The sequence below is a fragment of the Acinetobacter sp. YH12200 genome (assembly GCF_013418175.1).
GTDB lineage: Bacteria > Pseudomonadota > Gammaproteobacteria > Pseudomonadales > Moraxellaceae > Acinetobacter > Acinetobacter pseudolwoffii.
This window is the reverse complement of the sequence record NZ_VPCO01000005.1, coordinates 220,192-243,599: the sequence shown is the minus strand read 5'-3', so window position 1 is coordinate 243,599 and position 23,408 is coordinate 220,192. Positions and strand designations below refer to the sequence as shown.

The window sequence follows — 23,408 nt, the reverse complement described above, 5'->3', positions numbered from 1 at the left end:
TTTTTTCTGCCAATTTCATCTTCATCAAATGAAAATATGACAAAATTGTCATGAAAATGAAATAAAACCGTCATAATCTTAGGCCAACTTTTCAGCAATGCTGAAATCTCCTCGCGTATAGGTTTGTTTTTATGACAATCGAGATTTTGATGGTGATCGGCTTCTGTTTAGCCGCTTACTCTATTGTCGGAAATGATGTACCTCAAACCCTAGGGACATTTATTTCTTCGAATTCACATCGCCCATGGTGGGTGTTGTGGATTTATATCAGCTCAATTTTAATTGTCGTATTGGTCTATGGTTGGTATGCATCTGGGGTGGGTGATGCCTCATACGGTCGTTTAGAAACGATTCCTTTCCCTGAAGGTGGCATTACCTGGTTGTACATTGTGCCGCCTATTCTCCTGTTACTACTGACCAGATACGGGATTCCAGTCAGTACCACCTTCCTGGTGCTTACGATTTTCTCTCCTGCCAGCCTGGGCTCGATGATGGTCAAATCGATGATGGGCTATGCCGTCGCCTTTATCGTGGCGATTGTTATCTATCGTTTTGTGGTCAAGCAGCTGGCACGCCATTTTGCCAAGACACGTCATCAGGAGCACTCCAAGGTCTGGATGGGCTTGCAGTGGGTCTCTACCGGTTTCCTGTGGAGTCAATGGCTGATTCAGGATCTGGCTAACATCTTCGTGTATGTGCCACGTCAGGTGCCGTTTGAATTCCTGATGTTTGCGATTACGGTATTCGTGGTCTTGCTGGGTGTGATTCTGTATCAACGTGGCGGGGCGATCCAGAACATTGTCGACACCAAAACCGGTGTCACCGACATTCGTGCTGCAACGATTATTGACTTCATGTATGCCATTATCCTGTTAGTTTTTAAAGAGTGGAGCAACATTCCAATGAGTACCACCTGGGTATTCCTGGGATTACTCGCAGGTCGTGAATTTGCCATGTCGATGATTCTGGATGAAGTCAACAAACATCGTACTTCACGTAATGTCAGTGCAGATGCCATGAAACTGATGTTCGGTCTGGCTATGTCTGTCATTCTGGCAACAACTTTGCCGATGTTTTACGAGTTCGTGACGAATTATGGTCAATAAGTCCTGATATTAAAAATCCAATAAAAAAGCGAGCCAGGTGCTCGCTTTTTTATTAATTGGAACGGTTTAAACCACAAATCTTTGCGGATGGCCTAAATTGGTTAAAGTTGTATAAATTTCTTCTTCGTGTTCGCAAATGATCAGTTTGGCGCGATGCTGGGGAGGCAAAAAACCATCTTCGACTGCACGGTCCAGCTGCATAATCAAGGCATCATAGAAACCGTTAACGTTATACAGCATCATCGGTTTCTGGTGCTGGTTCAGCTGACCCCAGGTGGCAATTTCCAGGATTTCCTCAAAGGTTCCCAGTCCGCCTGGCAAGGCCACAAAGGCACAGGCACGATCTGCCATCATGGCCTTACGTTGGTGCATGCTGGTGACAACATGTAATTCGGTAAGCTGGTTATGGGCAATTTCATAATCCAGCATAAATTCGGGAATCACCCCGACTGCTTCACCACCATGCTGAATCATGGCATCCGCGACCTGTCCCATCAGGCCAATACTGGCGCCACCATAGACCAGCCCGAAGCCATGTTCTGCCAGTCCTTGCGAGAGATGAATGGCTTTTTCTAAATAAACCGGTTTGTTGCCTGCACGTGAACCACAATAGAGTGCCACTAGAGGGCGAGTTGTTTTTGGGGAGTTGTCTTTAAAATAATCTGTCATTTGAATTACGCTTTGCATTTATTTTCTTCACCTTATCATTTTTCTTTCTGGTGACTCTAGCTTAATTAATAAATATGACAATTCTGTGTGCGGCTACATTTTCACTGCAATAGGGCTCAGCAAAATTCATCGATAAACAGCCATGAAAACAGGTGAATTTCAAATTGATCTTGATATACTGAAAATTGGTTTCACAACAATAGAACGAAAATGGGTAGTGGTCGTTGGCCGTGTAACGCTATAAATCGCCGTCAAGTAATTGGTATTGTTCAATATCAAAAATATTATGCTGTTTCATTACAGTCTCGGTTCATTCAATGCTGCAGTCCTGAGCTTCAGGAGCCAAGCGTATGATCTTTGAATGGATGTCGGACCCTTCAGCCTGGGTCGGTTTACTCACGTTAATTGTTCTTGAGATTGTACTCGGGATCGACAATCTGGTTTTTATTGCCATTTTGGCGGAGAAACTGCCACCAGAACAACGTAATGCCGCGCGGATTGTGGGCTTAATGCTGGCCCTGGTGATGCGTTTGATCTTGCTGGCTTCGATTGCCTGGGTGGTCACTCTTACTGATCCACTGTTCCATATATTTGATCATGCTTTCTCGGGTCGAGATCTGATTCTATTGTTTGGTGGGGTGTTCCTGCTGTTTAAAGGCACCATGGAACTGCATGAGCGTCTGGAAGCCAAACCGGTCATTAAAGAAGAAAATCCGGTCCATGCAGTATTCTGGATGGTGATTGTCCAGATCGTGGTGCTGGATGCCGTATTCTCATTGGACAGCGTAATTACTGCAGTAGGTATGGTCAAAGACCTGTCAGTGATGATGATTGCCGTGATTATTGCCATCGGGATTATGCTCTGGGCATCCAAAGCCCTGATGGATTTTGTCAACAGACATCCGACCGTGGTGATTCTGTGTCTGGGCTTCCTGATGATGATCGGTTTCTCGCTGGTGGTGGAAGGCTTCGGTTTCCATATTCCGAAAGGTTATCTGTATGCTGCAATTGGCTTCTCGGTGATTGTCGAATTTATTAACCAGACCATGAAACGCAATCAGGAAAAAATGGTGACCACCACGGATATGCGCTACCGTACTGCCTCTGCCGTGATGCGTATGCTGGGTGGTAAACCTGCTCAGGACAATGATTCGTCTGAACCGGAAGATGTTCTGGCAACCCGTGCCTTTGCCGATGAAGTCTTTAATGATGACAATGGCATCTATCATAGTGTCATGGTGCAGGGAGTTTTGGGTCTGTCTGAACGTCCGGTAAAATCGGTGATGACGCCGCGTCCTGAACTGGAATGGATCGATCTGGACAATGCTGCCGACAGCATCAAAGCACAATTGTTGCAGATGAGCCATTCGCGTTTGATCATCGCTCGCGGCGAACTGGACAATATTGCCGGTGTGGTGCTGACCCATAAAGTCCTGAATGAATATATCGAAACTGGGGTGCTGGACTTTGAAAAGCATTTACGTGAGCCAGTCATCGTACATGAAAATGCTCAGGTACTGATGGTGATGGATCAATTGCGTCAAGCGCCCTTACAGATGGCAATTGTGCTGAATGAATATGGCTCAATTGAAGGGATTGCCACCCCAATTGATATCCTTGAAGCGATTGCCGGTGAATTTCCAGATGAAGATGAGCTGCAAGTGGCAGCAGAAAGTCTGGATGATGGCAGCCTGATTCTGGATGGTTCCACCGATATTCGTCACGTTTCCTTGCTGCTGGATCGTGATCTGGTCAATGAAACTGAAGAATATTCGACCCTGTCTGGCTATGTGTTATTCCATATGGCACGTTTACCGCACAGCGGTGAAAAGTTTGAAGCAGATGGGCATATCTTTGAGGTGGTGACCATGGACGGTCATAAGATTGATAAAGTGCATATCATTCCGCAGCTTCCTGCGCAAGACTAAACTATAGTCAGCGTTGGGTTGGTAAAGTTTGCTAAAATAGCCCGCATTGTCGGGCTATTTTTATGGAACTGAAATGTCAGAAGCATGTCCATGCGGACAAGGTGAATATCATAGCTGTTGTCAGCCCTTACATACTGGACAACAGGTTGCAGAGACTGCACAGCAACTCATGCGTTCCCGTTATAGTGCCTTTGCCAAGCATGAAATCGATTACATCAAAACCACGACTGCGCTGGGTCAGCAGCAGGCACTGGATTTGCAAGCCATTAGTGATTGGAGTAAAGCCAATCAGTGGTTAAAGCTTGAGATTGTTCAAGCCAATGAAAAATTAGATAAAAATCACGCCTTAGTCGAGTTTAAGGCGCATTTTCATGATGGCAAGCAGGCACAAGTGCATCATGAAGCTTCGCATTTTGTAAAATTTGAAGGCCACTGGTATTTTCTGGACCCGACCACGGAGCAGAAACTCAGCATGAAACAGGTTTGTATTTGTGGCTCGGGGAAAAAATTTAAGCAATGTTGTGCGGGATTTTTATAACTTTCACATAGATTTAGCTTAGAATAAGCGCCATCTCAAAGCCTCAGGTGGAAGCAGGGCGATGTTACTGACCGTCATCTATATTATTGCAATTACCGCTGAAGCGATGACCGGGGCACTGTCCGCTGGCCGGCGCAGCATGGACTGGTTTGGTGTCATGATCATTGCCTGTGTTACGGCACTGGGTGGTGGGTCGGTCCGTGATGTTCTGCTTGGACATTATCCTTTAACCTGGGTCAAACACCCCGAATATCTGGTGCTGACCTGTTGCGCTGCTTTCGTCACCATCCTGATTGCAAAATGGATGCGCCAGTTACGTAATGTCTTCCTGGTACTGGATGCCTTGGGTCTGATTGGTTTTACCATTATTGGCTGCCAGATTGCTCTGGAAATGGGACATGGTTTTGTGGTGAGTGCCGTTGCAGGTGTCTTGACCGGTGTATCCGGCGGGATCTTGCGTGACATCCTATGTAATGATGTACCTTTGGTTTTCCGTCGTGAACTGTATGCCAGTATTGCTTTTGTTTCAGTGATCTTTTACTGGCTCTGTAGCCATTACGGCTTGTCGCAGGACCTGACCATTCTTTCCACCCTGATTTTCGGCTTTAGCTTGCGTTTGATCGCCATCTATTTTGGACTGGAAATGCCAAAATTCATTTATAAAGAAGATGATGAACATTCGGCATCTTCCAAAGACGAATCCTGATTTGTAATCGTCATGAATGCGGCTATAAAAAATAGCCGCATTCAGCTTAATTCATAGTATAAAAAATACAAAGCAGCCTACCTGTTGAGAAAGCAGCATCTCCCGTTCCACCTGATCAGAGATTTTTGTTATGGATTTAGTTTCTCGCATACAACGCTTACCGATTGGTCGGTTTCATTACACCTTGCTGGTGGTGATTGGACTCGGTTGGATGTTTGATGCCATGGATACCGGATTGATTTCGTTTATTCTGGCAAAAATGGCTGAAGACTGGCAGATGACTGCGGATCAAAAAAGCTGGGTAGTGTCGATTGGTTTTGTTGGTATGGCAATCGGTGCAATCTGTTCAGGTGGTCTGGCAGACCGTTTCGGCCGTAAAACCGTATTCGCTGTGACACTGGTGATTTATAGCTTGGCTACAGCGGCCTGCGCTTTTGCACCGAATTTGACCTGGTTGTTGGTGTTTCGTTTTATCGTCGGTTTAGGTCTGGGTGGACAGTTACCCGTGGCAGTGACGCTGGTCAGTGAATATATTCCTGCGCATGTGCGTGGCCGTTTTATCGTATTGCTGGAAAGCTTCTGGGGACTGGGCTGGTTGGTTGCGGCTCTGGTATCGCGCTTTGTCATTCCGGATTTTGGCTGGCAAACCGCTTTCCTGATCGGTGGTCTGCCTGCGCTATATGCGATTGTGATCTGGAAAATGGTGCCGGAATCTATTCCATTTCTGATTAACCGTGGCCGTGTAGAAGAAGCTTCGGCACTGGTGAAAAAGATCGAGCGTCAATGCGGCGTTGAAGTTTATGAAATCTTTGAAGTGAAGCCGGTCGCAGAGAAACAGTATATTTCATTTACCCAGTTGTGGTCGGGTATCTTTGCGCGTCGTACCCTCATGCTGTGGCTGATCTGGTTCGGTATTATATTTTCTTATTATGGCATCTTTACCTGGTTGCCAAGTTTGCTGGTCAAAGAAGGCTATAGCATCGTCCAGTCCTTTGAATACGTGCTGATTATGATTTTAGCGCAGTTGCCCGGTTATCTGGTGGCAGCATGGCTGGTCGAAAAGCTCGGTCGTAAACCGACCTTGGCAGGTTTCATCGGCATGTGTGCCATCTCGGCATATTTCTTTGGCCAGTCGGGCAGTGTCACCGAAATTGTGATCTGGGGCTGTCTGATGTCCTTCTTTAATCTGGGTGCCTGGGGCGTGCTTTATACCTATACACCAGAACAATATCCAACCAATATCCGTGCTTTTGGTTCAGGCTGGGCTGGCGCAGTAGGCCGAATTGGGGGCATCGCAGCACCTTTTGCTGTCACCCATCTGATGGGCATGCCAAATGGTTTCAGTTATGTCTTCACCATGTTTACTGCGGTTCTGGTTGCCGTTGCAATCGTGATTCTGGTTTTGGGTGAAGAAACCAAAGGCAAGACCCTTGAGTCGATGGGCTTATAAACTTGATGAATTTTTAGTTGCTTAGGGTCTATAAAGTGGATATTTTTAGGCCATAAGACACAAATTGTCGCGCTGAGGCATTTGATGCTCTTGTGTCATCCCCAGCCGCGACATAGCATAAGAAACATTGATACAAAAACGAATTATTTAGGACTATAGGTTGTTATGACAAGCCTTGCGCATCATGCGACAGAAAACCGCTCCGTAGCAGAATTTACCGAACAAGCTTATCTGAATTACGCCATGTACGTGATTATGGATCGGGCATTACCGCACATCAGTGATGGCCTGAAACCGGTACAGCGCCGTATTGTCTATGCCATGAGTGAGCTGGGCCTGAAATGGACCAGCAAACCAAAGAAATCTGCACGTACCGTCGGTGACGTACTGGGTAAATATCATCCGCATGGTGACTCGGCCTGTTATGAAGCCATGGTGCTGATGGCACAGCCGTTTAGCTATCGTTATCCGTTTATTGAAGGACAGGGCAACTGGGGCTCACCCGATGATCCGAAGTCTTTTGCCGCAATGCGTTATACCGAAGCCAAACTGTCTCAGTACAGTGAACTGTTACTGTCTGAACTGGGTCAGGGTACCTGTGACTGGCAGGACAACTTTGACGGTTCGATGAAAGAGCCGGTGAACTTGCCGGCACGTGTACCGAATATTCTCTTAAATGGTACAACGGGAATCGCCGTCGGTATGGCCACCGACATTCCGCCGCATAACCTGCGTGAAGTGATTAAAGGCACCATTGCCCTGATTCGTAACCCGAATCTGACCGATGAAAAAATCTCAGAATATATTCCTGCGCCGGACTTGCCGACCAAAGCAGAAATTATTACCCCACCGGCTGAACTGTTAAAAATTCAGGTCACAGGTCGTGGTAGTTATCGTATGCGCGCGGTCTATACCGTCGATAAAAATGAGATTGTGATTACCGAACTGCCATATCAGGTCTCAGGCTCCAAAATCATCACCCAGATTGCCGACCAGATGCAGGCCAAGAAACTGCCTTTGGTCAGCGATGTACGGGATGAATCGGATCATGCCAATCCAACCCGTTTAGTGATTGTATTGCGTTCTAACCGGATTGATGCCGAAGTGGTGATGAGTCATTTATTTGCCACCACTGATCTGGAATCGAGCTACCGTGTCAACATGAATATGATTGGTGCTGATGGCCGTCCACAGGTGAAATCGATTCGTCGCATTTTACTGGAATGGATCGAGATCCGTAAAACCACGGTGACCCGTCGTCTGCAATATCATCTGAACAAAATCGAAAAACGCCTGCATATTCTGGGGGGGCTGATCATTGCCTACTTGAGTATCGATGAAGTGATTCAGATTATTCGTGAACAAGATCAGCCCAAGCCCGTGTTAATGGAACGCTTTGGCATTGATGAGATTCAGGCCGAAGCCATTCTGGAGCTGAAATTGCGTCATTTGGCCAAGCTTGAAGAAATGGAAATGCGCCGTGAGCAGGAAGAACTGGAAGCGAAGGCTGCGGTGATTCGTGAACAGCTGGCCAATCCGGAATCTTTAAAAGCGCTGATCATCAATGAACTGAAAGATGATGCCAAGAAATTTGGCGATGATCGCCGTTCGCCACTGGTGCAACGTGCCGAAGCTGCTGCGATTAATGAAAATGAGATGCTGCCAGCCGATCCTGTGACCGTGATTTTGTCAGAAGCCGGCTGGATTCGCTGTGCCAAAGGCCATGATGTCGACGCTGAAAATCTGAATTTCCGTGCCGGTGATCAATATCTCAGCCACGCACAGGGCAAATCCAATCAGCGTGTCTATGTATTGGATGAATCGGGACGTAGTTATGCCTTGCCAATCAATAACCTGCCATCGGCGCGTGGTCTGGGTGAACCTTTAAGTTCAAAATTATCACCTGCCAGCGGCATCGGTTTTAAACAGGTCTTTGTTGCAGAGGATGAGACGGAAGTCCTGGCGCTGAGTAACAAGGGCTATGGTTTTAAAACGCAGGCCAAACAGCTGGATACCAATGCCAAAGCAGGGAAGGCCTTCCTGAACTTATCCGATGGGGCGCAAGTCATGAGCCTGCAGCCACTCGAAGATGCCACGCATGTTGCACTGCTCAGTTCAGCAGGACGCCTGTTGATTGTCGATTTAGCAGAATTGCCTGTATTGAACAAAGGTAAAGGAAATAAATTGATACAACTTGAAGGTGGTGATCAAATTTTGTCCATGACAATATTGAAGCTTGATGAAATAATTCAAGTGCTTGCAGGACAACAGCAGTTAAAATTAAAAGGGGATGATTTGCAGAAATATATCGGCAAGCGCGGTGCAAAAGGACAGCTTTTACCACGCGGATATCAAAAAGCAAATAAACTGTTGATTCAAAGATAAGACTAGCATCCATCCTGTAAAATACGTTATATATGAACAACGATTCAACAAGATGGATGCAATATTGCACATATACAAGTCTAAAAATGGCGTGTGATATTGAAAAAAACAGTTGAAAACACTAAGGATTATGATTGGAGAGATGGGCATTATGGAAAAAATTTGGTTGGCTGAATACCAAAAGACAGGGATTCCGGAAACAGTAGAATTACCGGCAGAGAATACTTCTCTAGTCGATGTTTTTGAACGTAATTTCCAAAAATTTGGTTCGCGTGATGCCTTTATCTTTATGGATAAGGCCATGACTTTCAATGATCTGGAAGAGGCGAGCCGTAAGTTTGCAACGTATTTACAAAGCTTGGGGTTGGCAAAAGGTTCACGTGTGGCGGTGATGATGCCAAACGTTCTTCAGTATCCGGTCGTGGCACTTGGGGTTTTCCGCGCAGGGTTGGTACTGGTCAACGTCAATCCACTTTATACTTCGCGTGAACTTGAGCATCAACTCAATGACTCAGGTTCTGAAGTCCTGGTGATTATTGAGAACTTTGCCTCTGTTTACCAAGCGATTCTGGGTAAAACCCCGGTAAAACATGTGGTTATTGCTTCTGTAGGCGATATGCTGGGTGCTTTGAAAGGAACTCTGGTGAACTTTGTCTTGCGTTCTGTGCGTAAGCAGATTCCAGCTTGGGACATTCCAGGCCACGTGAAATTCAATACGGCATTAAATAAAATTAGCCCGAGCAATTACAAACGTCCTGAGTTGAGCCTGAGCGATACCGCGGTTCTACAATATACTGGTGGTACTACCGGCGTATCGAAAGGGGCTGAACTGACACATCGTAATCTGGTTGCGAACATGTTGCAGTGTGACGGGATCTTCCAGAGTAAGTTTGGTGCACAAGATGGCCAGCCAGATGACCGTATTTTCTGTGCCTTGCCGCTTTATCATATCTTTGCATTCATGGTGTGCGCACTTTATGGCATGTATAAAGGTCAGGCCAACGTCCTGATTCCGAATCCGCGTGATCTTCCTGCGGTGATGAAGGAACTACGTAAATACCAGCCGACTTTCTTCCCGGCAGTGAATACACTATTCAATGCGCTGGTGAACAATGAAGAGTTCAAACAGCTTGATCATAGCAAATTGAAAATGGCGATGGGCGGCGGTATGGCGGTACTTCCTTCTACAGCAGCAGCGTGGAAAAAGCTCACTGGAACCAATATTGTTGAAGGTTATGGCTTGTCTGAAACCTCTCCGGTTGCAACGGCAAACCCGCCTGCTTCTGAAGAATTCAGTGGCACCATCGGTATTCCATTGCCATTAACTGAAGTGGCGATTCTGGATGATGACGGCAATGAAGTTGCACTGGGTGAGCAAGGTGAAATTTCAATCCGTGGTCCTCAGGTCATGAAAGGCTACTGGAACCGCCCAGACGAAACTGAAAAAGTCATGGTTAATGGCTTCTTCCGTACTGGTGATATCGGTGTCATGGATTCACGTGGTTATGTGAAAATCGTAGACCGTAAAAAAGACATGATTTTAGTGTCTGGTTTTAACGTGTATCCATCTGAGATTGAAGAAGTTGTTGCAACCCATCCAAAAGTACTGGAAGTGGCTGCGATTGGTGTGCCAGATGAAAAATCTGGTGAAGTACCGAAACTGTTTGTTGTGAAAAAAGATCCGTCTTTGACCACAGAAGAAGTCTTGGCCTTCGCTAAAGAAAATCTGACCGGTTATAAACGTCCACGCTATGTGGAGTTTATGGACGAATTACCGAAATCGAACGTGGGTAAAATCCTGCGTAAAGATTTACGTAAAACAGCTTAAACTCGATATTAAAAAAAGCGCCTGATGGCGCTTTTTTTATTTGCAGGTTTTTATTTTTTCATGAGCCAGCGGTCAAAATAAGGACGTCCTACACCGACTACTCCCAGAAAAATAAACATGGTGCCAAATTGGCGGGTAAATCCTGTCTGGTTAAAGTTGCCATAACTCAGAATATTGTCGACCACACAATAGACCAAAATGGCTACCACCCAGTGCCAGATTGGCATGCGCTTGATGCCGACGGCATAAAAGGCAATCCATAAAATGGCAAAGCTAAAGATCGGCGACCAGATATTCATATTGGCACAAATCACGGCCATCAAAAAAGCCACAATCGGCAGCACGATTTTTAATACGCGATCCACTTGACGTTGATGCTGGCGCTGTTTATCGAGGACATCGAACATTTCATTTTGCTCAGGCGCGACCATAGTGAATCCTTCTTAAGTAATAAAAAACACTCTATTTAACAAAATTTATTCACGAAACACCATGCTATGATAGATATAAAATTTTCATGAGAAAAAACAGATGCACAGCATTAGTGGGGTGATTTATCTCATTTTAGCCGCTTGTCTTTTGCCTTATGTATTTACTTTGATTGCAAAGAAATCGGCAGGCTTTAGCGCAAAAGACAATCAGAACCCACGAGAGTTTTTAGCAAAATCAACCGGGCTCTCGAGCCGTGCCAATGCGGTTCAACAAAATAGTTTTGAAAGTTTACCATTGTTTATTGCCGCTATTTTAATGGCTGAATATATGGTGGTTCCTCAAACCCTGGTCATGACCTTCGGGATAGCCTATCTGGTATTTCGTGTGTTGTACGGCATTTGTTATCTGGCCAACTGGGCGACTTTACGTTCGATCGTCTGGCTGCTTTCAATCTTATGTCCTGTGGCTTTATTGCTGCTGATCATCAAGATCGTTTAAGCAATCAATTACAGTTCGCGGACATATTTACAGTTCGATATTTTAAAATCCAAACATTTCTTTAAAAACCGTTATAATTGTCGCGGTTTTTTAAAAGATATAACTTGTTAAAGAGTGATGCTATGAGCTACAGCAATATCCCAGCGGGTAAAGATGCGCCAAACGACATCTATGTCATTATCGAAATTCCTGCCAATGCAGCACCGATCAAATACGAAATTGATAAAGATTCTGATGCATTATTCGTAGACCGTTTCATGGGTACAGCAATGTTCTACCCAGCAAACTACGGTTATGTACCTAATACACTTTCTCTTGATGGTGATCCACTTGACGTATTGGTTGTAACGCCACACCCAGTAGAGCCAGGCTCTGTGATCCGTTGCCGTCCTGTTGGTAAACTGAACATGGAAGATGATGGTGGTGTTGATGCGAAACTGGTTGCAGTTCCACACGACAAATTGACTCCAATCTACAAAGATATTCAGGAATATACTGATCTTCCGTCATTGTTGATTAGCCAGATTGAACATTTCTTCCAGCACTACAAAGACTTAGAGCCTGGAAAATGGGTTAAGTTAAGCGGTTGGGAAGGTGCTGATGTTGCGAAACAAGAAGTACTGGACTCAATTGCTGCATATGCAGAAGCAAACAAATAATTGCTTTGCGTTAGTTTAAGATTTTAAATTTTTAAAGCTTAAATTGAAAAAACCTGCACATTGTGCAGGTTTTTTTATGGTTTGAACTTCGAGTTAATTAGAATAATTTCACAGGAATATCTAACCAGATACGCCATTCGTTTGTGTCACCAATGTAGTTTCCGTATTGGTATTCATCACTCGCACGGTAGTATGAGTGACGTACACGTAAGCTGGTATCTTTAGCAAAACCAGATTGAACTGTATATTTTACCTGATTAAAGAATTCACGTTCTTGAGCATCACCAGTGATTAATTGAGAGCGATCATTTTGATTAGCAACATCAATATCCCAACCATATACAAATGCAGAAGTCCAAGATAGGCCAGGAACATTCATTGCACTGAAATCGTAAGTGTATTGAAGCTGTGCTGATTTTTCATCATTACCAATGAAGTCAGACAGGTATGAGTTCGGCATATAAATGGTTTGATGACCATCACCTACACCTTGACCTAAACCATAGTCATAACCTGTATTACCTGTATTTTGTTGGTAAGCTAGCATGACATTGTGTGGGCCTTTATTATAGGTCGTAGAAATTGCCCAAATATTGTTGCTTAACTTATTTAGATCATTTGTGGTATGCGAATAAGTGTATGCACCACCATCTGACTTTTTATCCCAATCAGTATGATAACCACTAAAGTCATGAGTTAAAGTACTACCATTCGCCAATGCATAATTATAGTTTGCATTAACATAATGACGTTCTAGGCGGTCTTTAATGTCTGTACCATAGTAAGAAGCATTAACTGCATCATTAAATTTGTATTTTGCACCCCAAACTACTGCGCGATCCAATTCATTACCATCAGATTTGATCTGGCTTGAACGCTGGTTTTCAGTAAATTTACCAGCAACTAGACTTAAGTTTTCGATTTCATTACTTTCAACCAATACACCTGTAAAGTATTCAGGTACTAAACGCGCAGTATTGCTTGCAAGTACAGGTAGGTCTAAAACCTGAGTACCATAAGTAGCAGTCGTGTTTGAAACACGTGCTTTTACATATGCGCCACCACGTGCCCAGTGATCATAAGCTGAACCATCGGGATGTTGAGGAATCATGTCATTGCCGGCATGTGCATTTTCACCCAATTTGAAAGATGCATCACCAATAATACCGGCACCAAAGCCGACTACACCTTTGGTAAAACCAGAGTCTAATTTAACGATCGCAGTTTGAGCAGCTGAGCTTGTGTCATTAACAACTTTGCGTTCACCTGTTTGGTTATCAGTGTAATTGGTTTTATCACGGTGCAAATAGCCAGTCCGGAAAAGTACAGAACCTTCAGCATCTTCTACAAAACCTTTAGACTCGCTTTGCTCGCTAGCGAAAGCGGTAGAAACCAAAGCAGCCTGAATCAAAACTGCTAATGTTAATTTTTTTGAATTTTGCATTGGGAAGAGAGCCTTATACAAATTGATCAGAATTTTTTAGGAATTGTATAAGAAATGCTGAAAAAATGTCATTTTTTATTGGATATATTCCACTAAAGTTTAGATTTTTTTAACTCAAATTAAACAATAGCCAGGATTTGAGGTGATTAATTTTTAACCTGTCGGTAAAAAGTGAGTAAAAACATAACTCTATTGACAGGTATAAATGATATTTCTGAAGTGATGAAATGAATGTGATCAGCTTGTTTATTTTGAAACGTGCGAAAAATATGATCAAAAATTACGCACTATTTTTTAGCACAAATTTTAATCATTACAAAAATAGAATCAAAATGGGGCAAATTGTAAATGATTATGTATAAGTATTAAAAAAGTGATGAAATAGCCTTAAATACATTTATTTAAAAGAAAGCCTAGATAATTCAGTTTTTTATAATTTAAATTTTAAATTAAAAACAATAACTTAAGTTTTATTTGTCTTTTTGGATTTATTATTTTGGTTCCTTTTATCCAGATTGGCATAGCTCTTGCAAATTTTGAGCTTGAGTTTAATCAATGATCATAAAAACGTCTCAGACGATCTGGGGGGAGCCACACAATGAAATTAACATTAAAAGTATTATCTCTTGCTTTATTGGGCGCTGTATCTTCTTTTTCTTTTGCCGAAGAACCTGTTGCTGAACATACGGTATCTGGAAATATAAGCGTACTTTCAAGCTATAACCTGCGTGGTATTACTAACATTCCTGAAAATAGCGGCGCTACCTTACAAGGTGGACTCGATTATAACCATGCGTCTGGCTTCTATGCAGGTTGGTGGGGATCTACGCTAGATTACACTTTGTCTGAAGAAGGACGTGATGCTTTCGAAAATAACTTCTATGCTGGCTATAGCCACGCAGTCAATGATGACTTAGGTTTAACGATCGGTACGACTTACTACTATTATTATGAATCTGATGTCAATTCTGATGGATTTGAGCTGTTATTGGGTATGAGCTATAAAGATTTGGGCGTTACAGCACAAACCCTTCTTGAAGATACCACTTGGGGCAATGCAGGTGATACCTATTTAAAAGCCACTTATAGCTATGCTTTACCACAAGATTTCAGCTTGGATACAGCTTTAGGCTTATATGCTTATGAAAAATCAGGTGACTTTATTGAAGGAACTACGGAAAGTTTCGGTTTCCGTCATTTTGACATCGGTTTAAGCAAGCCACTTGGTGACACAGGTGTAACTGCAAGCATGAATTATATCTTGGGTGGTTATGACCGTTTTGATGAAAAACAAAAGAATAAAGTCGTATTCGGACTGGGTTATAGCTTCTAATTCTCTTTAGATAAAAAGGCGACCTTAGGTCGCCTTTTTTAATGACCTAAATCTGCTGCTGCCCGCGATAAGACAGGGCTTCCGAAAGATGCTGACTTTGAATATCTGCACTTTGATTTAAATCGGCAATGGTGCGTGCGACACGCAAGACCCGATGATAGCCACGTGCGGATAAATTCAGTTTTTGCTGAGCCATTTCAAGCATATTCTGAGCAGACTGATCTAATGCGGCATATTGCTCTAGCTGTTTTGGACTCAGACTCATATTCAAGGTATTTTGCCGTTGCATCTGAATTTCATAGGCTGCAATGACGCGTTGTCTGACCGTTTCTGAGCTTTCTGTAGGCCGATTGTCCTGTAACTCATGCGCCTGTAATGGTGGTACATCAATATGTAAATCAATCCGATCCAGCAACGGGCCTGAAATCCGGTTCTGATAGCGTTTAATACTTTCCGGTGAACATTGGCAGCGGATATCCTGATTAAAGGCATAACCACACGGGCAGGGATTCATGGCGGCCACCAACTGGAAATTGGCGGGAAAAGTAATCTGGCGTGATGCCCGGGAAATGACAATTTCCTTTGCTTCCAAAGGCTGACGTAGAACTTCCAGTACCTTTCGATCAAATTCAGGCAATTCATCCAGAAATAACACGCCCAAATGCGCCAGCGTAATTTCACCCGGTTTGGGGTGTGAGCCGCCACCGACCAGTGCAACAGCAGAAGCAGTATGATGCGGGGCTCGAAACGGCCGCTGGCCAAAAGGATGATTGGCATTGGCGACTGAATAAATACTGGCAACTTCCAGATTTTCCTGGGTTTTTAAAGGCGGTAAAATACTGGCCAATCGAGAAGCCAGCAAGGTCTTGCCTGTTCCAGGTGGGCCTCGAAACAGCAGGGAATGACCACCTGCCGCGGCAATTTCTAAAGCACGCCGTGGCCGCAATTGGCCTTTGACATCGGCAAGATCACATTTATAAAAATGGTTGGTATCGACTGGGATGGTTTGTATTTCTGCTAAGCACTGCGTCTGAGCAAGATGCTCACACACCTCTTTTAGATGATTGGCAGCAAAGACCTTAAAGTCCGGGAGTTGGCAGGCTTCTTGTGCATTCGGACCCGGCAGCATCAGTTGATGCTGATCATGTTGACAGGCAATCGCAATGCTCAGGATCCCTGCGACTGGGCGAAGTTGACCATCGAGAGCCAATTCTCCAATAAACTCAAGATCATCGGTGCAGTTTTCCGGAAGCTGTCCGGAGGCGACCAAAATACCTAAAGCAATCGGTAAATCCAGACGCGAACCATCTTTCGGTAGATCTGCTGGAGCCAGATTAATGGTCAGGCGTTTGGTCGGAAACTGAAAGCCACTATTTAAAATGGCAGAACGCACCCGGTCTTTACTTTCCCGGACTGCGGCTTCAGGAAGCCCCACAATCGTGAGTGAAGGCATGCCGGAACTGACATGAACCTCGACTTCAATTAAAGGCGCGTGCAGGCCAAGCAAGCCTCGCGTATAAATTTTGGCAAAAGACATTATTATTGTTCCAATTTAGTGCATTATTTTTATCGGTCTTAGGTCTTTTGTGCACTGTACTTGTGCTTATTTTTTATTCGAAATTTTATCTTCTAAGGCTTCAACCTGTTTCAGCAAATCATTGAGGCGATGATTGGCATTATCGAGGGCAGTACGTTGACGTTCAATTTCTTCTTTGGACACCAGATCCATTTTTGTCACAGCTTCATTTAATAGAGCACGAATATTCTGTTCCAGATCTTTCTTAGGTTGTTCAACTTGCTGCAAAATTGCTTGTAATAGGGTTTCAATCATTGTCTGATCCATCGCCATCGAAAGGAAGCGACAGTTTAGCATTGCTCGAATACAGACCCTAGTATTTCAGACAAAATATAGGCTTAATCGATAAGAGATATTGTAAAAATCCACATAAAAAATGTCGGTTTTTTAAAGATTCAAAACCTTTATAAGTATAAAATAAGGTATAAATAAACCGCATGCCGGGCTTTCTAATTTCCCCCGACCTTAGGAATCTTGGCATGAAATTTGAACGTAAAACCTTACTGGTGAAATAAGCCGAAGGAAAACAAACATGAAGCTCGTAACTGCAATCGTAAAACCTTTTAAATTGGATGATGTTCGTGAAGCATTGTCTGAAATTGGTGTTCAAGGCATCACTGTAACTGAAGTGAAAGGCTTTGGTCGTCAAAAAGGCCATACTGAACTCTATCGTGGTGCTGAATACGTTGTAGATTTCCTGCCGAAAGTCAAAATTGAAATCGCGATTAGCGATGACATGGTTGACTCCGTCATTGAATCTATTACGCGTGTTGCTAGCACTGGAAAAATTGGTGACGGAAAAATTTTCGTGACGAACTTAGAACAAGTCATCCGTATTCGTACAGGTGAAACAGGTGCAGACGCTGTTTAACTTGGCACGAAGTTTGCTGAGTACCTAAGAACTCACAAAAACTTGGTTGGGGGATACGAATGAAAAAAATGCTACTTGCGTTCGGCATGGCCGGCGCACTTTTTGGTGGTTCTGTTGCATGGGCTGAAAATGCTGCAACAGCAACACCACCCGCAGAAGACATTGTGCTTGTTGAAGAAACAGGCGAAACCACACTGAATAATACGGCAGATACTCCAGCAGCAATTGCTGAAGCAGCGCCAGTTGAAACAGCAGTACCTGCAGAAGAAGCAACATTAGATACAGGTGATACTGCTTGGGTTTTAACATCCACCGCATTAGTTTTACTCATGACCATTCCGGGTCTAGCACTCTTTTATGGCGGTATGGTCCGTAAGAAAAACGTCCTGGCGACCATGGCGCATAGCTTTATTGCCGCTGCAGTCGTCAGCATTGTCTGGGTGATTATCGGTTATACCCTGGCCTTCGGGGAAGGGAATGCCTTCATTGGTAGCTTGGACAAATTTATGTTGGCCGGTATTACCACAGAGGCGCTTTCAGGCACCATTCCTGAAATTCTGTTTGTCATTTTCCAAATGACTTTTGCCATCATTACCGTTGCAATTATTAGTGGTTCGATCGCAGAACGGATGAAATTTGGTGCTTTCGTTGCCTTCATTGCACTTTGGGTAGTGATTGTCTATGCGCCGATTACTCACTGGGTCTGGGGCGGCGGCTGGTTGGGTAATGACGGTGCGCTCGATTTTGCTGGTGGTACAGTGGTTCACATCAACTCGGGTGTTGCTGGTCTGGTAGCAGCGTATATGCTGGGCAAACGTATGGGCTTGGGCCGTGAATCAATGGCGCCACACAACTTGACCCTTACTGTGGTGGGTGCATCTTTACTTTGGGTGGGCTGGTTCGGTTTCAACGGTGGTTCTGCCTTGGGTGCGAACGGCTCTGCAGGTTATGCGCTGGTGGTGACTCAGGTGGCAGCGGCAGCGGCAGCGATCTCTTGGCTGATTACTGAAAAACTGGCACGTGGCAAAGCATCTGTATTAGGCGGCGTATCGGGTGCAATTGCTGGTCTGGTGGTGATTACGCCAGCCGCAGGTTTTGTGACTGTCGGTGGTGCATTGGCGATGGGTCTGATTGGTGGTGTGGTGTGTTTCTGGGGAATTACTGCGCTGAAACGTGCTTTGAAAGCCGATGATTCTTTAGATGCGTTTGGTCTGCATGGTGTAGGTGGTGTGGTCGGTGCGATTTTGACCGCTTTTTTTGCCAGCGAATTCATTATGGGGGATGCTGCGCCAGCCAACATGATGAGCCAGCTTTGGGTTCAAGTTGAAGGTGTACTTGCGACCATCGCTTACTCTGCCATCATGACCTTCATCATCCTGAAAGTGATTGACTTGATCATTGGTATCCGTGTCGCATCTGATGATGAGCGCATGGGTCTGGATTTGAGCCAGCATGGTGAACGTGTCGAATAATAATAAACACACAATAATCAATATATAGTGCAAAACAGCCCAAATGGGCTGTTTTTTTTCTATATGTTGCGTAAGACTCTACAAAGTTTGCAATTTTTGCTACACTCGGAATCCATCTGGATTTGTTCAATTAAACCGCTATGCATTGCCCATTTTGCAATACTGCCGACAGTAAAGTGATTGATTCACGCCTGGCAGCTGAAGGCTGTCAGATTCGTCGTCGCCGTGAATGTGTCAGTTGTAATGAACGTTTTACGACTTTTGAAAGTTATGAAGTGGTGATGCCGCGCGTGATTAAATCGGATGGCAAGAATGAACCCTTTGATGAAGCCAAATTACGTCGTTCCCTGATGCATGCCTTGCAGAAACGTCCGGTAACCCAAGAGCAGATTGAAACAGTTTTGAGCGATATCCAGTTACAGATTCGCCGTTTGGGTGAGCGTGATGTGAAATCGCGTACCATCGGTGAAATTGTCATGCAGTCTTTATTCGCACTCGATCACGTGGCCTATGTGCGTTTCGCTTCGGTTTATCAGGATTTCCAGGATGTTGAAGCTTTTCGTCATCAAATTGAACAGATGCAACAGCGAGAATCACAAGAATAAGCATGTCTGAACTGAATCAAGATCAAGTCTGGATGCGCCGCGCAATTCAGCTTGCCCAGCAAGGTCAATACTCGACCAAGCCCAATCCGAATGTCGGCTGTGTCATTGTCAAAGATGGCGTCATTATCGGTGAGGGTTTTCATCCTCAAGCAGGGCAGCCGCATGCTGAAGTATTCGCGCTGCGTCAGGCTAGTGAGCAGGCACGTGGTGCAACCGCGTATGTCACTTTGGAGCCGTGTGCGCATTATGGGCGAACGCCGCCATGTGCCAAGGGTCTGGTTGAAGCTGGTGTGGCTAAAGTGGTCGTGGCCTGTCCTGATCCAAATCCGCTGGTGGCGGGCAAGGGTGTACAGATTTTAAAAGATGCCGGTATCGATGTTGAAGTCGGGATTGGTCAGGAACAAGCGCATCAGCTGAATCAAGGTTTCCTGAAAGCCATGGCGACCGGCATGCCGTATGTGCGACTTAAAATTGCATCCAGTCTGGATGGCCGTACGGCGATGGCATCCGGTGAATCGAAATGGATTACCGGAGCCGAGGCGCGTCAGGACGTGCAGTATTGGCGGGCCATTTCCGGTGCAGTCATCACTGGGATTGAAACAGTTCTGGCCGATGACTGTCAGCTGAATGTGCGGCAACTCGATGGCATTGAAGATATTGAAACAGTAGTACAGCCCAAGTGTATCATTTTGGATCGTCAGGGGCGTTTGCCATTAACGGCGAAAATTCTAGCGCAAGCCGACACCGTGTTGGTGATGGGACCTTTTCGGCAAGAGCTGGCCGATCTGGGTGTGTTACAATTGCCGGTACAGCCTTTAAAACAATTATTGTCCCAGCTGGCTGAGCAGCATCAGATTTATGATGTCTTGGTGGAAGCAGGGGCGACCTTATCTACGGCATTTTTACAAGAACAATTGGTTGATGAACTGATCAGTTACGTTGCACCGACTTTATTGGGTCAGTCTGCACGTACTATGTTTAATGCAGAATTCAGCCTTATGGCAGAACAACTCCGATTTAAGCTGCGCGATGTGACCCGCTTGGGTGATGACGTGCGCTTCAGGTTAATTCCTTTTCAAGAGACACTATGAGTTCAGAGTCTACGGTTTATCATAAACGTCGCCATGCGGCACGTACCACCGATGAATATCTTTTCCATCAGCTGGTTCCTTATCTGGGCAACAAACGCCGTTTATTACATTTGATTCTGGAAGCACTTGAAATTACAGGAACTCTGAAGCGTGAAGATGGCCGTGCGCCGATTTTTGCTGATTTTTTTGCTGGTTCTGGTGTGGTATCACGCTTAGCCCGTCAAAATGGTTATCGCGTGATTGCCAATGACTGGGAACCCTATAGCCATGCATTGAATCATGCGGTGCTGGCCTGTACTGAAGCACCGGCGTTTAAAGAATTGGGTGGCTATCAGAAAGCCATTGATTATCTGAACCGTCTGCCGGAAGTGAAAGGCTGGGTCACGCATAACCTGTGTCCGCGCAATGATGAAATTTATGATCCCGCCCGTGACCGTTTGTTCTTTAAACGTCGTAACGGCATGCGTATTGATGCGATTCGTCAGCAGATTGCAGCTTGGCAGGCCCAAGGTGCCATTGACGATGTAGAGATGTCTGCCTTGCTGGCACCATTACTGTATTCAGCCAGTTTTGTCAGCAATACCTCGGGCGTTTTCAAGAGTTTCCACCACGGCTGGGGCGGAAAAACCCAAACGGCGCTGGAACGGATTGAATCTTTACTGTGGCTGACCCCAAGCCGCTTTTGCGAGTCGGATCAGAAGAAAGGTATGGCTGCCGAAATGTGGTGTGTCGATGCCCAGCATCTGGCCAATCAGATGAGCGGTTTTGAAGTAGATGTGGCTTATCTGGATCCACCGTATAATCAGCATGCCTATAGCAGTAATTACCATGTCCTGAATGCTTTGACCTTATGGGATCAGGCCGATTTACCGACGCCAGATACCAAGGGCTTCAAGAGCGGGATTGACCGGGCATGGCGCAAAGAGCGTCCGAGCCAGTACAACTCTTCCAAATATGCCAAAGAAGCCTATGAAAACTTGTTGGCGACCATCAATGCGCGTTTCATTCTGACCAGTTATTCAACGGATGGTAATATCAGCGCCACTGATTTATTGCAGGCCAACCTGAAACGTGGCCGGGTGACCTTGCTGACTCAGGATGTACCACGTTATCGGGTCAGCAAACAGCGCCAATCTGAACGTGCACGCGTACTGGAATTTATTGTGATTACCGATACCCATGCCAGGTCAGGTCCACCGATCCGTCAACTCCTCAGCCAGTTGCATCATTATGCAGAATTGGGCGGTGTGGATACCACTGGTGTCAGTACCCAGTTGGCACTCTGGTAAAAGAATAGAAAAGGAAATAAAAATGTTTACAGGTATTATCGAAAGCCTCGGCAAAGTAGACAGTCTGCGAATTGTGGGTGGTGATGTACGTTTACGTATCCAGACTGACCTGGACATGTCGGATGTACATCTGGGTGATTCTATTGCTACAAATGGCATCTGCCTGACAGTCATCGACTGGGGCGAAAACTGGTATGCAGCTGATGTGTCCCGTGAAAGTCTGAACCGGACGACACTGGGCAACTGGAAAGCCGGTCAACCTGTTAACGTCGAAAAAGCCATGTTGCCGACCACGCGTTTTGGCGGCCATATTGTTTCAGGTCATGTCGATGCAGTCGGCGAGATCACTTTGGTGCGTGCAGATGCACGCTCGATTTATTATGAAGTCACTGCACCGGCTGAAATTGCCAGATATCTGGCAGAAAAAGGTTCGGTCACAGTCGATGGTATTAGCCTGACCATTAATCACTTGCGTGGCTGTGTGATTAGTCTGAACTTGATTCCGCATACGGCTGAACGTACCAATATCGGTACCTGGAAAGTGGGTAGCAAGGTCAATCTGGAAGTGGATGTGTTGGCACGTTATATCGAGCGTTTATTGCTCGGTGATAAAGCCGCAGATACCACTGAACAGTCTAAGATCAGCATGGATTTTCTGGCTGAAAATGGCTTTTTAAAATAAGCGGAATGCTTAAATACTGAACAGTCTGATTGAAAAATTAGACTGTTTTTTTATTTTTCGGGATAATCAGCAATTCAATTTGCAAATATTGCCTTGGTGGACGGGTCGAATGCTCGATTTTTTACTCAACTTGGAACAGTCATTACCGCTATTGCTTGATCAATATGGGGTATGGATCTACGCGATCCTGTTTCTGGTGATTTTTGCGGAAACCGGCTCAGTATTTTTCTTTTTTCTGCCCGGTGACAGTTTATTGCTGGCTGTAGGAGCTTTATGTGCCAGCAGCGATATATTGACCCTGCATTCGATGGGATTACTGCTCTTTACTGCATCGGTACTCGGCTACACCGTGAATTATTACACTGGAAAAGTGCTGGGCCTAAAATATTTTAATCGGCATTCACGCTATTTCAAGCCAGAATATATGGTGAAAACCAATCACTATTTTATGAAACATGGCGGTAAAACCATTCTGATTGCGCGTTTTATTCCTTTTGTTCGTTCATTTGGCCCTTTTGCTGCCGGTTCAGCCCATATGAGTTTTGCCACATTCAGCTTTTATAATATTACGGGTGGTATTCTCTGGATTGGTACTTTATTAAGTATTGGCTATTTGCTTGGAAATGCTGCCTTTATGCTGGCCGATGTGCTCTAAAAGATCAAATTAAAAATCCGAATCAGCCGGATGCCAGTTAGTTAAGCAATTGACTGGCATTTTCTTTTTTAAATTCATGATTATATTTGATGGGTGGAAAAGTCATCCGCAACTGTTTGAGGCATGCGGTGTATTGCACCGCAAGATATCTTCCTTGCGAAGCTCTGCTTCTCATTTGGACAAAACCAAAT

The 23,408-nt window shown here is 44.8% G+C and carries 22 protein-coding genes; 17 read left to right on the top strand and 5 right to left on the bottom strand.

The window, feature by feature from the left end; genetic code table 11:
- The first annotated feature begins 131 nt into the window (after nt 1-131).
- Complete coding sequence (locus FTU90_RS05310) at nt 132-1,106, top strand: hypothetical protein (protein WP_086044352.1); 975 nt, start codon at nt 132-134, stop codon at nt 1,104-1,106.
- 66 nt (nt 1,107-1,172) lie between these two features.
- Here FTU90_RS05310 and FTU90_RS05305 read toward each other — a convergent pair whose 3' ends face one another.
- A complete protein-coding gene (locus tag FTU90_RS05305) occupies nt 1,173-1,793 on the bottom strand; it encodes a TIGR00730 family Rossman fold protein (RefSeq protein WP_159138519.1) in 621 nt (206 codons plus the stop codon).
- Nucleotides 1,794-2,125: 332 nt separating this feature from the next.
- Between FTU90_RS05305 and FTU90_RS05300 the strand changes: the two genes are divergently transcribed.
- The 6 genes from FTU90_RS05300 to FTU90_RS05275 all read left to right on the top strand — a co-directional run bounded on the left by FTU90_RS05300 (nt 2,126) and on the right by FTU90_RS05275 (nt 10,610).
- Nucleotides 2,126-3,703, top strand: coding sequence for a TerC family protein (locus FTU90_RS05300; RefSeq protein WP_159138520.1), 1,578 nt, complete (start codon nt 2,126-2,128; stop codon nt 3,701-3,703).
- Nucleotides 3,704-3,776: 73 nt separating this feature from the next.
- Nucleotides 3,777-4,241: a YchJ family protein gene (locus tag FTU90_RS05295; protein ID WP_005094506.1), complete on the top strand. Its 465-nt coding sequence runs from the start codon at nt 3,777-3,779 to the stop codon at nt 4,239-4,241.
- A 61-nt stretch (nt 4,242-4,302) separates the two neighbouring features.
- Nucleotides 4,303-4,947: a trimeric intracellular cation channel family protein gene (locus tag FTU90_RS05290; RefSeq protein WP_005108433.1), complete on the top strand. Its 645-nt coding sequence runs from the start codon at nt 4,303-4,305 to the stop codon at nt 4,945-4,947.
- Between the two features lie 130 nt (nt 4,948-5,077).
- Complete coding sequence (locus FTU90_RS05285; protein ID WP_005108434.1) at nt 5,078-6,397, top strand: MFS transporter; 1,320 nt, start codon at nt 5,078-5,080, stop codon at nt 6,395-6,397.
- Between the two features lie 165 nt (nt 6,398-6,562).
- Nucleotides 6,563-8,782 (top strand): DNA topoisomerase IV subunit A, encoded by a 2,220-nt coding sequence (gene parC, locus FTU90_RS05280; RefSeq protein ID WP_159138521.1) that lies wholly within the window; start codon nt 6,563-6,565, stop codon nt 8,780-8,782.
- Between the two features lie 151 nt (nt 8,783-8,933).
- A complete protein-coding gene (locus FTU90_RS05275) occupies nt 8,934-10,610 on the top strand; it encodes a long-chain-fatty-acid--CoA ligase (protein ID WP_005094498.1) in 1,677 nt (558 codons plus the stop codon).
- Nucleotides 10,611-10,660: 50 nt separating this feature from the next.
- Here FTU90_RS05275 and FTU90_RS05270 read toward each other — a convergent pair whose 3' ends face one another.
- Complete coding sequence (locus tag FTU90_RS05270) at nt 10,661-11,041, bottom strand: hypothetical protein (RefSeq protein ID WP_074383676.1); 381 nt, start codon at nt 11,039-11,041, stop codon at nt 10,661-10,663.
- Between the two features lie 100 nt (nt 11,042-11,141).
- On the opposite strand from FTU90_RS05270, the gene FTU90_RS05265 reads away from it, so the two are divergent.
- Nucleotides 11,142-11,540 carry an MAPEG family protein gene (locus FTU90_RS05265; protein WP_005094494.1) on the top strand — a complete coding sequence of 133 codons (399 nt, stop codon included), beginning with the start codon at nt 11,142-11,144 and terminating at the stop codon, nt 11,538-11,540.
- A 122-nt stretch (nt 11,541-11,662) separates the two neighbouring features.
- On the top strand, nt 11,663-12,199 hold the full coding sequence (gene ppa / locus FTU90_RS05260; RefSeq protein ID WP_180072003.1) for an inorganic diphosphatase: 537 nt from the start codon (nt 11,663-11,665) through the stop codon (nt 12,197-12,199).
- Nucleotides 12,200-12,296: 97 nt separating this feature from the next.
- Here the strand turns inward: ppa and FTU90_RS05255 are convergent, their stop codons facing one another.
- Entirely contained in the window at nt 12,297-13,643 is a 1,347-nt protein-coding gene (locus tag FTU90_RS05255; RefSeq protein WP_159138522.1) for an OprD family outer membrane porin, read from the bottom strand.
- 598 nt (nt 13,644-14,241) lie between these two features.
- On the opposite strand from FTU90_RS05255, the gene FTU90_RS05250 reads away from it, so the two are divergent.
- Nucleotides 14,242-14,976 carry a TorF family putative porin gene (locus FTU90_RS05250; protein WP_085064601.1) on the top strand — a complete coding sequence of 245 codons (735 nt, stop codon included), beginning with the start codon at nt 14,242-14,244 and terminating at the stop codon, nt 14,974-14,976.
- A 46-nt stretch (nt 14,977-15,022) separates the two neighbouring features.
- Here the strand turns inward: FTU90_RS05250 and FTU90_RS05245 are convergent, their stop codons facing one another.
- Together FTU90_RS05245 and FTU90_RS05240 are read right to left on the bottom strand one after the other, a co-directional pair.
- Nucleotides 15,023-16,513, bottom strand: a complete 1,491-nt coding sequence (locus FTU90_RS05245) for a YifB family Mg chelatase-like AAA ATPase (protein WP_159138523.1) — start codon at nt 16,511-16,513, stop codon at nt 15,023-15,025.
- Between the two features lie 66 nt (nt 16,514-16,579).
- The gene (locus tag FTU90_RS05240; protein ID WP_005094487.1) at nt 16,580-16,807 is read right to left on the bottom strand and encodes an accessory factor UbiK family protein; all 228 of its coding nucleotides are present in this window, start codon (nt 16,805-16,807) and stop codon (nt 16,580-16,582) included.
- Between the two features lie 277 nt (nt 16,808-17,084).
- On the opposite strand from FTU90_RS05240, the gene glnK reads away from it, so the two are divergent.
- The 7 genes from glnK (at nt 17,085) to FTU90_RS05205 (ending at nt 23,217) form a co-directional block, all read left to right on the top strand.
- Nucleotides 17,085-17,423 carry a P-II family nitrogen regulator gene (gene glnK / locus FTU90_RS05235; protein ID WP_005094485.1) on the top strand — a complete coding sequence of 113 codons (339 nt, stop codon included), beginning with the start codon at nt 17,085-17,087 and terminating at the stop codon, nt 17,421-17,423.
- A gap of 59 nt (nt 17,424-17,482) precedes the next feature.
- Nucleotides 17,483-18,895 (top strand): ammonium transporter, encoded by a 1,413-nt coding sequence (locus tag FTU90_RS05230; RefSeq protein WP_159138524.1) that lies wholly within the window; start codon nt 17,483-17,485, stop codon nt 18,893-18,895.
- A 140-nt stretch (nt 18,896-19,035) separates the two neighbouring features.
- Nucleotides 19,036-19,500 carry a transcriptional regulator NrdR gene (gene nrdR / locus FTU90_RS05225; protein WP_005094481.1) on the top strand — a complete coding sequence of 155 codons (465 nt, stop codon included), beginning with the start codon at nt 19,036-19,038 and terminating at the stop codon, nt 19,498-19,500.
- A gap of 2 nt (nt 19,501-19,502) precedes the next feature.
- Nucleotides 19,503-20,591, top strand: a complete 1,089-nt coding sequence (ribD, locus tag FTU90_RS05220; protein ID WP_180072002.1) for a bifunctional diaminohydroxyphosphoribosylaminopyrimidine deaminase/5-amino-6-(5-phosphoribosylamino)uracil reductase RibD — start codon at nt 19,503-19,505, stop codon at nt 20,589-20,591.
- Nucleotides 20,588-21,880, top strand: coding sequence for a DNA adenine methylase (locus FTU90_RS05215; protein ID WP_005094477.1), 1,293 nt, complete (start codon nt 20,588-20,590; stop codon nt 21,878-21,880). The genes ribD and FTU90_RS05215 overlap by 4 nt, the downstream gene beginning before the upstream one ends.
- Nucleotides 21,881-21,902: 22 nt before the next feature.
- Complete coding sequence (locus tag FTU90_RS05210) at nt 21,903-22,562, top strand: riboflavin synthase (RefSeq protein ID WP_100329432.1); 660 nt, start codon at nt 21,903-21,905, stop codon at nt 22,560-22,562.
- A gap of 109 nt (nt 22,563-22,671) precedes the next feature.
- Entirely contained in the window at nt 22,672-23,217 is a 546-nt protein-coding gene (locus FTU90_RS05205) for a VTT domain-containing protein (protein WP_005094471.1), read from the top strand.
- The last annotated feature ends 191 nt before the right edge of the window (nt 23,218-23,408 follow it).

Bases quoted from the DNA above. Each gene is read 5' to 3' on its own strand.
- FTU90_RS05265 (WP_005094494.1), top strand. From the start codon at position 11,142: ATGCACAGCATTAGTGGGGTGATTTATCTCATTTTAGCCGCTTGTCTT.
- parC (WP_159138521.1), top strand. From the start codon at position 6,563: ATGACAAGCCTTGCGCATCATGCGACAGAAAACCGCTCCGTAGCAGAA.
- FTU90_RS05215 (WP_005094477.1), top strand. From the start codon at position 20,588: ATGAGTTCAGAGTCTACGGTTTATCATAAACGTCGCCATGCGGCACGT.
- FTU90_RS05240 (WP_005094487.1), bottom strand. From the start codon at position 16,807: ATGATTGAAACCCTATTACAAGCAATTTTGCAGCAAGTTGAACAACCT.
- nrdR (WP_005094481.1), top strand. From the start codon at position 19,036: ATGCATTGCCCATTTTGCAATACTGCCGACAGTAAAGTGATTGATTCA.
- FTU90_RS05310 (WP_086044352.1), top strand. From the start codon at position 132: ATGACAATCGAGATTTTGATGGTGATCGGCTTCTGTTTAGCCGCTTAC.
- ppa (WP_180072003.1), top strand. From the start codon at position 11,663: ATGAGCTACAGCAATATCCCAGCGGGTAAAGATGCGCCAAACGACATC.
- FTU90_RS05300 (WP_159138520.1), top strand. From the start codon at position 2,126: ATGATCTTTGAATGGATGTCGGACCCTTCAGCCTGGGTCGGTTTACTC.
- FTU90_RS05205 (WP_005094471.1), top strand. From the start codon at position 22,672: ATGCTCGATTTTTTACTCAACTTGGAACAGTCATTACCGCTATTGCTT.
- FTU90_RS05285 (WP_005108434.1), top strand. From the start codon at position 5,078: ATGGATTTAGTTTCTCGCATACAACGCTTACCGATTGGTCGGTTTCAT.
- FTU90_RS05210 (WP_100329432.1), top strand. From the start codon at position 21,903: ATGTTTACAGGTATTATCGAAAGCCTCGGCAAAGTAGACAGTCTGCGA.
- FTU90_RS05245 (WP_159138523.1), bottom strand. From the start codon at position 16,513: ATGTCTTTTGCCAAAATTTATACGCGAGGCTTGCTTGGCCTGCACGCG.
- ribD (WP_180072002.1), top strand. From the start codon at position 19,503: ATGTCTGAACTGAATCAAGATCAAGTCTGGATGCGCCGCGCAATTCAG.
- FTU90_RS05230 (WP_159138524.1), top strand. From the start codon at position 17,483: ATGAAAAAAATGCTACTTGCGTTCGGCATGGCCGGCGCACTTTTTGGT.
- FTU90_RS05255 (WP_159138522.1), bottom strand. From the start codon at position 13,643: ATGCAAAATTCAAAAAAATTAACATTAGCAGTTTTGATTCAGGCTGCT.
- FTU90_RS05250 (WP_085064601.1), top strand. From the start codon at position 14,242: ATGAAATTAACATTAAAAGTATTATCTCTTGCTTTATTGGGCGCTGTA.
- glnK (WP_005094485.1), top strand. From the start codon at position 17,085: ATGAAGCTCGTAACTGCAATCGTAAAACCTTTTAAATTGGATGATGTT.
- FTU90_RS05270 (WP_074383676.1), bottom strand. From the start codon at position 11,041: ATGGTCGCGCCTGAGCAAAATGAAATGTTCGATGTCCTCGATAAACAG.
- FTU90_RS05275 (WP_005094498.1), top strand. From the start codon at position 8,934: ATGGAAAAAATTTGGTTGGCTGAATACCAAAAGACAGGGATTCCGGAA.
- FTU90_RS05290 (WP_005108433.1), top strand. From the start codon at position 4,303: ATGTTACTGACCGTCATCTATATTATTGCAATTACCGCTGAAGCGATG.
- FTU90_RS05305 (WP_159138519.1), bottom strand. From the start codon at position 1,793: ATGCAAAGCGTAATTCAAATGACAGATTATTTTAAAGACAACTCCCCA.
- FTU90_RS05295 (WP_005094506.1), top strand. From the start codon at position 3,777: ATGTCAGAAGCATGTCCATGCGGACAAGGTGAATATCATAGCTGTTGT.